Origin of the sequence: Actinokineospora guangxiensis (assembly GCF_042657845.1) — a bacterium.
Classification (GTDB): Bacteria; Actinomycetota; Actinomycetes; order Mycobacteriales; family Pseudonocardiaceae; genus Actinokineospora; species Actinokineospora guangxiensis.
The window spans coordinates 333,703-347,479 of record NZ_JBHSKF010000004.1; the positions used below are offsets into that span (position 1 = coordinate 333,703).

Annotated in this window: 10 protein-coding genes; 6 read left to right on the forward strand and 4 right to left on the reverse strand. The window is 74.1% G+C overall.

Annotated features, from left to right (window positions below):
- Positions 1-22: 22 nt before the first annotated feature.
- Positions 23-1,549, reverse strand: coding sequence for a DUF4139 domain-containing protein (locus tag ACFPM7_RS11860; protein WP_378246990.1), 1,527 nt, complete (start codon positions 1,547-1,549; stop codon positions 23-25).
- A 123-nt stretch (positions 1,550-1,672) separates the two neighbouring features.
- Between ACFPM7_RS11860 and ACFPM7_RS11865 the strand changes: the two genes are divergently transcribed.
- The 3 genes from ACFPM7_RS11865 (at position 1,673) to ACFPM7_RS11875 (ending at position 5,593) form a co-directional block, all read left to right on the forward strand.
- On the forward strand, positions 1,673-3,469 hold the full coding sequence (locus tag ACFPM7_RS11865) for a Xaa-Pro dipeptidyl-peptidase (RefSeq protein WP_378246992.1): 1,797 nt from the start codon (positions 1,673-1,675) through the stop codon (positions 3,467-3,469).
- Positions 3,470-3,573: 104 nt separating this feature from the next.
- Positions 3,574-4,413 (forward strand): M23 family metallopeptidase, encoded by an 840-nt coding sequence (locus tag ACFPM7_RS11870; protein ID WP_378246994.1) that lies wholly within the window; start codon positions 3,574-3,576, stop codon positions 4,411-4,413.
- Between the two features lie 124 nt (positions 4,414-4,537).
- On the forward strand, positions 4,538-5,593 hold the full coding sequence (locus ACFPM7_RS11875; RefSeq protein WP_378246996.1) for a DUF4192 domain-containing protein: 1,056 nt from the start codon (positions 4,538-4,540) through the stop codon (positions 5,591-5,593).
- A gap of 501 nt (positions 5,594-6,094) precedes the next feature.
- Here the strand turns inward: ACFPM7_RS11875 and galE are convergent.
- The 3 genes from galE to ACFPM7_RS11890 are packed head-to-tail and all read right to left on the reverse strand — an operon-like array spanning position 6,095 to position 8,959.
- A complete protein-coding gene (gene galE / locus ACFPM7_RS11880; RefSeq protein WP_378246998.1) occupies positions 6,095-7,054 on the reverse strand; it encodes a UDP-glucose 4-epimerase GalE in 960 nt (319 codons plus the stop codon).
- A 16-nt stretch (positions 7,055-7,070) separates the two neighbouring features.
- The gene (gene galK, locus ACFPM7_RS11885; protein WP_378247253.1) at positions 7,071-8,249 is read right to left on the reverse strand and encodes a galactokinase; all 1,179 of its coding nucleotides are present in this window, start codon (positions 8,247-8,249) and stop codon (positions 7,071-7,073) included.
- Between the two features lie 14 nt (positions 8,250-8,263).
- Positions 8,264-8,959, reverse strand: a complete 696-nt coding sequence (locus tag ACFPM7_RS11890; protein WP_378247000.1) for a metal-dependent transcriptional regulator — start codon at positions 8,957-8,959, stop codon at positions 8,264-8,266.
- Between the two features lie 77 nt (positions 8,960-9,036).
- Between ACFPM7_RS11890 and ACFPM7_RS11895 the strand changes: the two genes are divergently transcribed.
- From ACFPM7_RS11895 to ACFPM7_RS11905, 3 genes are read left to right on the forward strand one after another with little or no spacing between them, the layout of a single operon-like run.
- On the forward strand, positions 9,037-9,885 hold the full coding sequence (locus ACFPM7_RS11895; protein WP_378247002.1) for a sulfurtransferase: 849 nt from the start codon (positions 9,037-9,039) through the stop codon (positions 9,883-9,885).
- A 46-nt stretch (positions 9,886-9,931) separates the two neighbouring features.
- Positions 9,932-11,107 (forward strand): acetoin utilization protein AcuC, encoded by a 1,176-nt coding sequence (locus ACFPM7_RS11900; protein ID WP_378247004.1) that lies wholly within the window; start codon positions 9,932-9,934, stop codon positions 11,105-11,107.
- Entirely contained in the window at positions 11,107-13,770 is a 2,664-nt protein-coding gene (locus tag ACFPM7_RS11905; RefSeq protein ID WP_378247006.1) for a bifunctional acetate--CoA ligase family protein/GNAT family N-acetyltransferase, read from the forward strand. Before ACFPM7_RS11900 ends, ACFPM7_RS11905 begins: the two co-directional genes overlap by 1 nt.
- Positions 13,771-13,777 lie beyond the last annotated feature (7 nt).

The following is a 13,777-nucleotide window of genomic DNA, read 5'->3' on the forward strand; positions in this document are numbered from 1 at the left end:
TGTGGGGCACGCGGGACACGGCCTAGTCCCGCCAGCCGGAGAGGTTGGTGCCCTTGGCGACGTCGACCCGCACGGCCAGCTCCAGCTCGGCGCGCTGGCCGGGGGCGAGGTCGAGGCGCCAGGTGAGGCGGCCGAGGTCGTCGCGCTCGGCGGGCTCGGGGCGCAGGGTCACATCCCGCACCACGACCGACTCGTGCCGCGAGACCGGCACCTGGTCGACCACAGCGACCCTGGCCGCGCGCGGGCCGTGGTTGGCGACTGTCGTCCGGTAGGCGGCCTCCAGCCTGCGCGTGCCGCCCAGGACCGCCTTGCCCGCCGAGCGGCGCACCAGCTCGCGCTCCACCCGCACCCGGTCGTCCACGCCCAGCGCCAGCTCCAGCTCCTCGCCGGGCGCCCACGGCTCCAGCGCCGTCACCCCGACGTACTCGGCGTCGTGGAACAGCCCGGCGCGGCCGGGGCGCAGCGTGTGCTCGGAGGTGTTGACCGCCGTGGCCCGCAGGTAGACCTCCGGGCCCTGCACGGGAGCCGTCACGTGGTCGACGCGCGCGTCCACCTCCAGCACCGCGACCGTCGCGCGGTGCGAGGAGCCGTCGGCGGGGACCGCGACGGGGCGCTGCGGGCGGTACGTCGTCGCCGTCGTGCCGTGCTCGACGGCGGCGGTGTCGAGGGCTACCTCGGCGACCGCGGAGCGCTTGGACACCGCCGCGCCCGCGTACATGCCGGGGGCGGGCGCGCTCAGCGCCATCGGCACCACCGGGCTCAGCACGTCCAGGTACCAGGGGTCCAGCTCGGGCACCGCCACCCCGGCGGCGGGCCGGGCGGTCGACAGCGCCAGCTCGCACTCCGGCCAGTCCTCGCCGGAGTGTTGCCTGACCAGGGCGAACCACGTCACCGTGAGCCGCTCGCCCGTCAGGCGCACGTCGTAGGTCGACTCCCAGCCCGCGCCGTCGACGACGTAGGAGACCTCCAGGTCCACCTCGCCGGACCCGGAGAGGTCCACCGCGACGGCCACCCTGTCGGGCTCGCTGGACACGTCGGCCAGCAGCCGCTGCACCTCGGCGCGCTCCTCGGCGACCCGCTCGCGGGCCAGCGCCAGGTCGCGCCGCTCGGCCAGCACCCGGCTCAGCTCCTCGGCCAGGCCCGCGCCCGCGGCGGCGACCCTGGCCGGGTCGGCGTCGCCCCTGGCCAGCGCGGTCGCCAGCGCGCCGGAGGAGCGCCGGGCGACGCCGGTGAGCAGGTCGACGCGGGTGCCGTAGGCGGTGTCGGTGTCGGCCATCTCGGCCAGGGCGGCGTCCAGGGCCTCGGCGCGCTCGCGCAGCTCGGGGGCGGTGCTCGGGCGGGCGTGTCGCTCGGGCACCACGTCGACGCCGAGCACCGCGGCTTCACCTGATCCAGCGACCCGGACCGAGTCCGGGTGCAGCAGCGCGGGCAGGCCGGTGACCAGCACGCGGGTGTCCTCGCCGGGCAGGGTCACCCTGCCCCGCCTGGTCACCCTGGCTTGTCCCGGGTAGACGGTCACAGCCGCGATCGGCGCGTCGAGTCGGATCACGTCCGCGAGGCTACCCGCTCCGCGGGCCTAGTCCTCTGTGGACCAGCCGGTCGGCCCCTTGACACCGCTCCCGGGGCCGGTGAAGGTGCTGTTCGACCTGTCCACCCCTGCTTGGAGCTGGTTATGAGACGCGCGAGATCCGCCGTCATCGCCATCGCCGCCCTGGTATCGCTGCCCGCGGTGCCCGCGACGGCGCAGGCCGACCCACCCGCCCCCGTGTTCACCGACGGGCAGGCACAGCCCGTGTTCGACCCCGCCGACGTCGTCCGCGAGTCGCTGTGGGTCACCGCCCCGGTCGACAGCGACGCCGACGGCCGCCACGACCAGGTCTACGTCGAGGTCGTCCGGCCGCGCGCGACCGAGGCCGGGATGAAGGTCCCGGTCGTCTACCAGGCCAGTCCCTACTACTCGGGCGGCAACGACGTCGCCAACCACAACGTCGACGTCGAGCTGCACGTGCCCGGCAGGCACGGCCCCAAGGCGGGCCGCGGCGAGGTCCGCTCGTCGGTCGGGCCGAGCCCGGCGATCACGTGGCGCTACGAGCAGTACTTCACCGCGCGCGGCTTCGCCGTGGTCTACGCCGAGTCGCTCGGCACCGGCAAGTCCACCGGCTGCCCGACCACGGGCGGGGAGAACGAGACGATCGGGGCGCGCTCGGTCGTGGACTGGCTCAACGGCCGCGCCCGCGGCACCGACGCCGCCGGTGAGCGCGTGAGCGCGCGCTGGAGCACCGGCAAGGTCGGCATGATGGGCGTGTCCTACAACGGCACCCTGCCCAACGCGGTCGCCTCCACGGGCGTGCGCGGGCTGGAGACCATCGTCCCGATCGCGGCCATCTCCAACTGGTACGACTACTACCGCTCCGATGGCGCCGTCGTCGCCCCCGGCGGCTACCAGGGCGAGGACGCCGACGTGCTGGCCGAGTACGTCCTGACCAGGGAGAACCGCGAGGTCTGCCGGGCGGTCGTCGACGAGCTTGTCGCAGAGCAGGATCGGGTGACCGGCGACTACAGTCCCTTCTGGGACGAGCGCAACTACCTCAACGACGCGCACAAGGTCCGCGCGTCCGTGCTCGCCGTGCACGGGCTCAACGACTGGAACGTGAAGATGCGCCACGTCAGCCAGTGGTACGAGGCGCTAAAGAAGCACCGTGTCGAGCACCGCATCTGGCTGCACCAGTTCGGCCACTCGGACCCCTACAGCGTCAACCGGGACCCGTGGCTGGTGCTGCTGAACCGGTGGATGTCGCACTACCTCTACGACGTGGACAACGGCGTCGAGCGGGAGAACAAGTCCACCATCCAGCGCGAAGACCGCACGTGGACCTCGGAGGCCGAGTGGCCCGCCCCGGGCACCCGCGGCGTCGAGGTGCATCCGACGGCAGGTGGCGTCACCACCGGCGGCCTGGCCCTGCGCAAGGGCAAGGGCCGCGAGTCGCTGACCGACGACTCGTCCAAGAAGGCCGAGGAGCTCGCCGCCGCGGCGACCTCGCCGCACCGGCTCTCCTACGCCACGCCCGCCCTGGACGGCGCTCTGCGCATCAGCGGGACCGTGCGCGCCGACCTGCGGCTGTCCTTTAGCCGTCCGGCGGCCAACGTGACCGTGCTGCTGGTCGACCGCGCCCCCGACGGCACGGCCAAGGTCGTCACCCGGGGCTGGGCCGACCCGCAGAACCGGAACTCGCACTGGCGCACCACGGCGGTCAAGCCGGGGCACGCCTACGGCATCCGGGTGAACTTCGAGCCTGACGACTACGTGTTCGCCGCCGGTCACCAGGTGGGCATCGTCGTGCTGTCCAGCGACTACGACTACACGCTGCGGCCCCTGCCGGGCGCGGGGATCACCGTCGATCTGGGCAAGAGCGGCATCACCCTGCCCGTGGTGGGCGGTCGGGGAGCCCTTATCGATGCACTGGGGTAACCCCTAGTTGGAAACAAGCGCACCACAGGATTGCCCGGGAGGTCTTCCACTCCACGGGGAATCCGTGGTCGGATCGGCTGTCCTCATCGAACCGGAGGTAGCTGATGCGCAGACTGTTATCCCTGGCGGGCGCCGCGGCGCTGGTGTCGACGTTCCTCCTCACCGGGGGGAACGTCGCATCCGCGGCGCCCGCGTTCCAACTGCCCTTCCCGTGCGGTCAGGTGTGGTCCGGCCAGACCAGGACCGCCCACAGCCCCGCCAACGCGATCGACTTCAACCGCGCCAACGACGACGGCGACCCCGTCGTGGCGAGCGCGGGCGGGCGGGTGGCCCGGGTGGAGAACACCGGGTCGAGCAGTTACGGGCGCTGGATCGAGATCGACCACGGCTCCGGCTGGCGCAGCCGGTACGCGCACCTGTCGGCGCAGCGGGTGTCGGTCGGCCAGCAGGTCTCGCGTGGGCAGCGCATCGGCGACGTCGGCACGACCGGTGGCTCCTCGGGGCCGCACCTGCACTTCGAGCAGCTGCTCAACGGGTCGCCGCAGCGGATCAAGTTCAACGGCGCCACGGCCCTGTACTGGGGCACCAAGAACTACACCAGCCAGAACTGCGGCGGGGGCAGCTCGAACCCGTACACGCCGCAGGAGGTGTGCGGCAGCGGGTACTCGGTCATCAACTCGGCGGCACTGGGCACGGCCGGGCGGGTGTACCTGCTGTACAAGTCGGGCAACAACTGCGTGGTGACGATCAAGCACACGTCGGTCGGCTCGGCGTCGGCGGTGTCGGCGTTCCTTGAGGTGCAGGGCGGGACCCGGAGCACGGATTCCGGGTCGTTCTCCTACTACGCCGGCCCGGTGGTCAAATCCGCGGCGGGCAAGTGCGTGAAGTGGGGCGGCTCGGCGGGTGGCCAGTCCTTCACCAGCCCCTTCCAGCACTGCGGCTGATTCCGCCGCTGCTGCTTCCACTGTGGACCGGCCCGGTTCGGGCCGGTCCACAGGTGTTTCCTGAGTTGTCCACAGGCGCGGATCGCCGTGGCGAGCGGGTGCGCGGCGTCGTCACTGTGGAGGCATGACCACCGCACTCGACGCGACCCTGCCCCTCGACGGCGGCGACCTGATCGCCGCCATCCCGCACCTGCTCGGCTTCCACCCCAAGGACTCCCTGGTCCTGATCACCCTGGTGGACACCGAGTCCCCGCACATCGGCGCCGTCCTGCGCCTGGACCTCCCACCGGAACGCCACCGCGCCCAGATGGCCGGGCACGTGGCCAGGCTGGCCGCCGGGCACGGCGCCGCGAGCGCGGTGGCCGTCGTCGTCGGTGGCGGCGGTTCACCGCAAGCGCTTCCGCACCGCCGCTTCGTCGCCGACCTCGCCCGCACCTTCCGCCGCTCGTCGGTCTCCCTCGACCACGCCATCTGGGTCGCCGAGGTCGAACGCGACATCCACTGGCGCTGCTACGACCACCGCGGCTGCGCAGGCCAGGTCCCCGACCCTGACACCTCCCCCTTCGGCGTCGGCATGCTCGTCCGCGGCGCCGTCAAGTACGCCAGCCGCGAAGCCCTGGCCGCCACCCTCGCCCCCGACCCCCAAGACGCCCTCGACCGCCGCGAACTCCTCATCGACACCCGCGCCGACGCCGATCCCCCCACCCGCTCCACTGTGGACGCGGCCCTGGCCGCCTTCACCACCGATCCCCCCGACGACGACCCCATCGACGCCTACGACGACATGGTCCTGGACATGTTCCACGTCCACGCACCCCCCGCCGACAACCTCCCCACCCTCCCCGACGAGACCCTCGCCGACCTGGCCGTAGCCCTCTACGACAGCGAGATCCGCGGCCACTGCCAACAACTGGCCCTCACCCCCCAAGCCCCCGCCGCCGAACGCCTCTGGACCTACCTGGTCCGTGCCCTACCCCCACCCGACCGCGCCGAACCCGCCTGCTTCCTCGCCGTCTCCGCCTACCTCCGCGGCAACGGCTCCCTGGCCCGAGTAGCCCTGGACATCGCCCTCCAGTCCCGCCCGGCCCACACCCTCGCCAGCCTCCTCACCGCCGCCCTGGACGGAGCCATGACCCCCCGAGAACTCCGCACCATCCTCACCCAAGCAGGCGAAACCTGACCACGGCGCCCGCTGGCGTGACGAACGCCGGTCCCGGGCGGTCCCGAGGTGAGCGTGATCGAGTTCCTGAGGACGTCCCGCGCGTCCGCCGGGTAGTCGGCGTCCAGCGCACGCCTGCGCGAGGTACCCGCGCAGGCGTGCCCCGGCCGGAACGACCATGCGGTCGGATGCGACGCCACGGATGCGTTGAGCCGCGCGCCCTCACCCGCCACCGCGCGGCGTCACTGATTCGTTCTCGCGCCCGCCCGACCGGACCCGCGGCAAGGCGTCGGCAGACCGGGAAGCTGGTCGGCGCACGGTAGACCCGTGCCTGGTTTCCCTTACGCCGCAGAGCAGTCTCGTGATTGCCGAGTTCAGACCGGACACCACGGCGAACTCGCGACCATCGCGGCGGGTACGGCTGCCGCGATGGTCGCGAGTTCGGCGAAGTCAGGCGCTTTGGCCTCGGCGGGTGATCCCACGATGAAGACCATCGTGGCCGAACGCCGCTCTGGCGATGGGCTAGCCCAGGTGCTTCTGGGTGAACTCCCACGCGTCGGCGACGATCGTCGGGAGGTCGGTGCGTTCGGGCTTCCAGCCGAGGTTCGCCATCGCGGCGGCTGAGGAGGCGATGAGGGTTGCCGGGTCGCCTGCTCGGCGGGGGCCGAAGTCGGTGGGGATGGGGTGGCCGGTGACCTCGCGGCAGGTTTCGACCACCTCGCGGTTGGAGAAGCCGGTGCCGCTGCCCAGGTTGTAGATCTGGTGGCGGCCCGCGGCGGCGTGGTCGATGGCCAGGAGGTGGGCGTCGGCGAGGTCGACCACGTGGATGTAGTCGCGGACGCAGGTACCGTCCGGGGTGGGGTAGTCGGCGCCGTTGATGGCGATGCGGTCGCGGCGGGCGGAGGCGACCTGCAGGACGATCGGGATCAGGTGGGTCTCGGTGGTGTGGCGTTCGCCGAAGCGGCCGTAGGCGCCCGCGACGTTGAAGTAGCGCAGGCTCACCGCGGCCAGGCCGTGGGCGGCGGCGTAGGAGGTGATCGCGTGGTCGATCGCCAGCTTCGAGGCGCCGTAGGTGTTGGTCGGGCGGGTCGGGGCGGTCTCCTCGATGGGGACGGACTCCGGCTCGCCGTAGGTGGCGGCGGTGGAGGAGAAGACCAGGCGGGGGGTGCCCGCCTCCTTCATCGCCTCCAGCAGCCGCAGCGAGGTGACCACGTTGCCCTGCCAGTACTTGGCCGGGTCCTGCATCGACTCGCCGACCAGCGACTTCGCCGCGAAGTGCAGCACCCCGTCGAAGCCGTCGGCGAGCAGGTCGGGCGCGGCCTCGGCCAAGTCGGCGTGGACGAAGCGGGCGCCTTCGGGCACCGCGTCCTCGTGGCCGGTGGACAGGTCGTCCACCACGACGACCTCGTGTCCGGCCTCGACCAGCCGCGCGGCGCACACGCTGCCGATGTAGCCCGCCCCGCCCGTCACGAGCAGCTTCACGGTTGCACTCCCAAGATCAGTGGTCGCGTCCCGCGCCCGCTGACGGGGACGCGGCGAACAGGCGCGGCTCGGTCAGCCCGCGCTCGGCGAAGGCCGTGCGCACCCCGGCGCGGACGGAGGCCGAGCGCTCCAGCGGGACCAGCGCGATGGCCGACCCGCCGAAGCCGCCGCCGGTCATCCTCGCACCCAGCGCCCCGGCGGCCAGCGCCGCGTCGACCGCGACGTCCAGCTCCAGGCAGGACACCTCGTAGTCGTCGCGCAGGCTGGCGTGCGAGGCGCTCAGCAGCGGGCCGATGGCGGCCAGCTCGCCCGCCCGCAGCAGCGCGACGGCGCGCAGCACCCGCTCGTTCTCGGTGACGACGTGGCGCACCAGCGGCTTCAGCTCGTCGGGCACCCGGTCGACGTCGGCGGCCACCGCGTCGCGCAGGGCGGGCACGCCCAGCAGGTCGGCGGCGCGCTCACAGCCCTTGCGCCGGTCGCCATAGGCGGAATCGGCCAGCGAGTGCTTGGCGCGGGTATCGATGACGAGCACCTCCATGCCGTGCGCGGGGGCGTCGAACGGCACCTGCTCGCCCGCGCCGGAGCGCACGTCGAGGAACAGCGCGTGCGCGGCGACGCAGCGCAGCGACGCCGTCTGGTCGAGCAGGCCGGTCGGCGCGCCGACGAAGTCGTTCTCCGAGCGCTGCACCCAGCGGGCCACCTCGTCGAGGGTCGGGCCGCCCGCGGCGCCGGGGGAGCGGCCCGCCAGGCCCAGCAGGGCGAGCGCGACCGCGCACTGGAACGCGTGCGAGGACGACAGGCCCGCGCCCGCGGGCACGTCGGCGGTCACCACCAGGTCGGCCCCGCGGGCGACGCCGTGGGAGCGCAGCACCCACGCCACGCCGCTGGGGAACGCCGCCCACCCGGTGACCAGGCCGGGTTCCAGGTCCGCGACGGCGACCGGCCGCGCCACCTGCGGGTGGCCGTCGTCGCCGACGCTGGTCACCGCGAGCATCCCGTCGGTGCGCGGGGAGGCGGCCACGGCGCAGCGGAACGGCAGCGCGAACGGCAGGACGAAACCGTCGCTGTAGTCGGTGTGCTCGCCGATCAGGTTCACCCGGCCGGGGGCTGACCAGACACCTTCGGGGGATCGTCCGTACTGACGGGAGAACGCGGCGGCGGCCCGGTCCGCCTGGGTGGGGAAACCGCCACCCAGGCGAGGACCGCCCGTCACTTCGGCAGCGCCAAGACGGCGTGCAGCACCGCCGAGGAGAAGGTCCCCGTGCCGCCGTCCCCGGTGACCTCGATGGCCGCCCCGTCGCCGCGGGTGGCGGTGACGGCGACCACGTGCCCCGGCACGACGCCCGCGTGCTTGAGCGTGGACATCAGCTCGGAGTCGGGCTGGATGTGCTCGGCGATGCGGCGCACCTCGGCGCTGCCGCCGCCGCGGCGGGCGACCTCGTCCAGGCGCACCAGGCCCGCCTCGACCGGCGGGGCCGGGTCGCCCGCGCCCAGCTCGTCCAGGCCCGGGATCGGGTTGCCGTACGGGGAGGTCGTCGGGTGGCCGAGCAGGGTGACGAGCTTGCGCTCGACGGCCTCGCTCATCACGTGCTCCCAGCGGCAGGCCTCGGCGTGCACCTGCTCCCACTCCAGGCCGATCACGTCGACCAGCAGCCGCTCGGCGAGCCGGTGCTTGCGCATGACGGCGATGGCCAGGGAACGGCCATGATCGGTCAGTTCGAGGTGGCGGTCGCCCGCGACGACGACCAGGCCGTCGCGCTCCATGCGCCCCACGGTCTGGCTGACCGTCGGGCCGCTCTGGCCCAGGCGCTCGGCGATGCGGGCGCGCAGGGGGACGACGCCCTCCTCTTCCAGCTCGTAGATGGTCCGGAGGTACATCTCGGTGGTGTCGATGAGCTCGTTCACGCCTGTCCCCTTCGTCCCCCCACATCTTAATCGTTGTCAGAACAGGCGCGGTCCGCGACCGCCGGCAGGATGGCGGGGTGACACGCAGCCTCGTGAGCCCGGCGGACCTCGCGTCCCGACTGGACGGTCCCACCGCCCCGGTCCTCCTCGACGTCCGCTGGCGCCTCGGCGGCCCGCACGGCCGCCCGGACTACCTGGCCGGCCACCTGCCCGCGGCCGCGTTCGTCGACCTCGACGCCGACCTCGCCGCCCCGCCCGGCGACGGCGGCCGCCACCCGCTGCCCGACCCGGCCGACCTGCAGGCCGCGCTGCGCGCCGCGGGCGTGCGCGAGGACCGCCCGGTGGTCGTCTACGACGCCGACAACGCGATGGCCGCCGCCCGCGCCTGGTGGCTGCTGCGCTGGGCGGGCCACGACCAGGTCGCCGTCCTCGACGGCGGCTACGCCGCGTGGACCGCGGCAGGACTCCCGGTGGCCACCGGCGAGGAGACCCCCGCCCCCGGCGACATCACCGTGCGCCCCGGCGCCATGCCGGTCCTGACCGCCGAGGACGCTGCCGCCCTCCCGGCCAATGGCACCCTCCTCGACGCCCGCGCCCCCGAGCGCTACCGCGGCGAGGTCGAGCCGATGGACCCGCGCGCAGGCCACATCCCCGGCGCGCTCAACGCCCCCTTCGCGGGCAACACCACCGCCGAGGGCCGTTGGCACTCCCCGACCGAGCTGGCCCAGCGGTTCACCGCCCTCGGCGTGAGCGGCGGCGAGATCGGCGCCTACTGCGGCTCCGGCATCACCGCGGCCTCGCTGGTGCTCGCCCTGGAGGTCGCGGGCGTCACCGCCCCGAACGCCCCCGCCGCGCTCTACGCGGGCTCGTGGTCGCACTGGTGCGCCGACGCCGGGCGCCCGGTCGCCACCGGCCCCAACCCCTGACCCCGCGCCGACGGCCGAGGAACCGCCAGGGCACTAGGGTCGGGGCATGGGTGAACGCGCCGCCGTGGTCTGGGACGCCGCATTGCTCGGGTACGACATGGGCGGGGACCACCCGTTCAACCCGATCCGGCTGGAACTGACCATGCGGCTGGCCCGCGCGCTCGGGGTGCTCGACGGGGTCACCCCGCTGCCCCCCGAGCCCGCCGACGACGCCGACCTGGCCCGCGCGCACACCATGGCCTACGTCGACGCCGTCCGCGAGGCGCCGATGGTCGGGTGGGACGTCGGGCATGGCCTCGGCACCGCCGACAACCCGGTGTTCGGCCAGATGCACGCCGCGTCCGCGCTGGTCGTGGGCGGATCGCTGCGGGCGGCGCGGGCGATCGCGAGCGGGTCGGCCGACCGGGCGGTCAGCATCGCGGGCGGGCTGCACCACGCGATGCGCGACCACGCCGCCGGGTTCTGCGTCTACAACGACTGCTCCGTGGCCATCTCCTGGCTGCTGGACAACGGCTTCGACAAGGTCGCCTACATCGACGTCGACGTCCACCACGGCGACGGTGTGCAGGCCGCCTTCTACGACGACCCGCGCGTGCTCACCGTCTCCCTGCACCAGCACCCCGCCACGCTCTGGCCCGGCACCGGCGCGGTCACCGAGCTGGGCGCGGGCGCGGCCCAGGGCACCTCGGTCAACATCCCGCTGCCGCCGGGCACCACCGACCCGGGCTGGCAGCGCGCCTTCCACGCCACCGTGCCCTCGCTGCTGGCCGCGTTCGAGCCACAGGTGCTCGTCACCCAGTGCGGGGTGGACACCCACGCCGAGGACCCGCTGGCCGACCTGTCGCTGTCGGTCGACGGCCACCGCGCCACCTACCTGGCCCTGCGCGACCTGGCCGAGCGCTACGCGGGCGGCAAGTGGCTGGCCACCGGCGGCGGCGGGTACGAGCTGCTGCGGGTCGTGCCGCGCTCCTGGACGCACCTGCTGGCCGCCGTCCTCGACCGCGACCTCGCCCCGGACACGCGCCTGCCCACCGAGTGGCTGAACACCGTGCGCAAGGTCGCCCCGCGCGCGGAACTCCCGCTGACCATGGGCGACGGCGCCGACCCGTCCTTCACCCCGTGGAGCGGCGGCGCCGACGACCGGGTCGACGCGGTGATCCGCGACGTGCGCCGCGCGGTGTTCCCGCTGCACGGCCTCGACCCCGACGACCCCCGCGACTGATGGACCCCTACGACTACCCGCGCCGCTGGGAGGCCGACGTCGTCCTCTCCGACGGCGGCACCGTCCACTTGCGACCCATCGTGCCGTCCGACGCCGACGCGCTGCTCGCCTTCCACGGCAGGCTCTCCGAGCGCACCCGCTACTTCCGCTACTTCGGCCCCTACCCGCGCATCCCCGAGAAGGACCTGCGGCGCTTCAGCACCGTCGACCACCACGACCGCGTCGCCTTCGTCGCCATGCTCGGCGACGACATCATCGCCGTCGGCCGCTACGAGCGGCTGCCCGGCGGCGACTCCGCCGAGGTCGCCTTCGTCGTGGAGGACGCCCACCAGAGCCGCGGGCTCGGCTCGATCCTGCTGGAGCACCTCGCCGCCGCCGCCCGCGAGCGCGGGCTGGCCGGGTTCGAGGCCGAGGTGCTCGCCGAGAACGCCCAGATGGTGCGGGTGTTCCGCGACGCCGGCTACCAGGTCAGCCGCGAGTTCGACGAGGGTGTGCTGCACCTGGAGTTCGCCGTGGACCAGACCGACGCCTCGGTCGCGGTGGCCAGGGCGCGCGAGCAGCGGGCCGAGGCGCGCAGCGTGCACAACCTGCTGCACCCGCGCTCCATCGCGGTGATCGGCGCGTCCACCGACCCGACCAAGATCGGGTACGCGGTGTTCTCGAACCTGCTCGCCGCCGACTTCGCCGGGCCGGTGTTCCCGGTCAACGCCGAGCACCCGTCCGTGCGCGGCGTGCGGGCCTACCCGTCGGTGCTCGACATCCCCGACCCGGTCGACCTCGCGGTGGTGGCCGTGCCCGCCGCCGGGGTGGACGAGGTCATGGACGCCTGCCTGGCCAAGGGGGTCAAGGCGCTCGTCGTGGTGTCCTCCGGCTTCGGCGAGACCGGGCCCGACGGGCGCGGAGCGGAGCGCAGGCTCGTCGACGAGGCGCGCGCGCACGGCATGCGCGTCGTCGGCCCCAACGCGCTCGGCGTGGTCAACCTCGACCCCGCCGTGCGGCTCAACGCCACCCTCGCCCCCACACTGCCCGGCCCCGGCCGCACCGGCTTCTTCTGCCAGTCCGGCGCCCTCGGCACCGCGATCCTGGCCGACGCCGCCGCGCGCGGGCTGGGCCTGTCGACCTTCGTCAGCGCGGGCAACCGCGCCGACGTCTCCGGCAACGACCTGCTCCAGTACTGGGAGACCGACCCGAACACCGACGTCGTGCTGCTCTACCTGGAGTCCTTCGGCAACCCGCGCAAGTTCGCCCGGCTCGCCCGCAGGCTCGGCCGCGGCAAGCCGATCGTGGCGGTGAAGTCCGGGCGCAACGCCGTGCTGCCCGCGCTCGCCGCGACCGGGGTCGCGGTGGACGACGCCAGCGTGCAGGCGCTGTTCGAGCAGGCGGGCGTCATCCGGGTCGAGTCGATCGCCCAGCTCTTCGACACCGCGCTGCTGCTGGCCCACCAGCCGCTGCCCGACGGCGAGCGGGTCGCCGTCGTCGGCAACTCCACCGCGATCGGCGTCCTGGCCGCCGACACCGCGCTGGCCCAGGGCATGCGCCTGGCGGGCGACCCGGTCGACGTCGGCGCGCAGGCCGGGCCGGACGCCTTCGCTGCCGCCGTCGCCGCCGAGCTGGGCCGCGCCGACGTCGACTCGCTGATCGTGGTGTTCGTGCCGCCGCTGGCCATCCCCGGCACGGCCTACGCCGCCGCCCTGCGCGAGGCCGCCGTCGGCGCGCGCAAGCCGATCGTCTCGACCTTCCTCGCCGCCGAGGGCATCCCGGCGTCGCTGGCCGTCCCCGGCCCCGACGGCGCGCCCGGCAAGGGCTCCATCCCCAGCTACCCGAGCCCGGAGCGCGCCGTCCTGGCCCTGTCCAGGGCCACCAACTACGCGCGCTGGCGCACCACCCCGCGCGGGGAGTTCACCCGCCCCGAGGTCGACCGCGACGCCGCGCTCGCCATCGTCGCGCGGGCGCTGGAGGACTCCGGCGGGACCGAGGTCGAGCTGCCCGACGAGCAGGTGCTCGCGCTGCTGGCCGCCTACGGCATCGGCGTCATGCCCTTCCGCGTGGTCTCCGACGCCGCGGCGGCGGTCGGGGCGGCTTCCTCGCTCGGGCTGCCGGTGGTGATGAAGACCGCGAGCAGGCAGTACCGCAGGCGCAGCGACCTCGTCGGCGTCCGGCTCGACCTGACCACCGAGGACGGCATCCGCAACGCCTACGCCGAGCTGCGCGAAGTGTCCGGTGTGGACGAGGTGTACGTGCAGCGCATGGCGCCCAAGGGAACCTCGTGCAGCATCGCACTGCAGGACGACCCGTCGTTCGGCACGCTGGTGTCCTTCGGGCTCGCCGGGCTCATCAGCGACCTGCTCGGCGACCGCGCCTACCGCGCCCTGCCGCTGACCGACGCCGACGCCGCCGCGCTCGTGCGCGCGCCCAAGGCCGCGCCGCTGCTGGCGGGCTACGGCGGCGGCGAGCCCGCCGACCTCGACGCGCTCGCCGAACTGGTGCTGCGCGTGGCCGCGCTCGCCGAGGACGTGCCCGAGGTGCGCGGACTGGAGCTGGAGCCGATCCTGGCCTCGCCCGCGGGCGCCTACGCCACGAGCGGGCGCGTCACCGTCGGGCCGCCGCCGTCGCGCCACGACACCGGGCCGCGCAGGCTGCGGGATCTCAGCACCCGGGTCTGAGCCCACG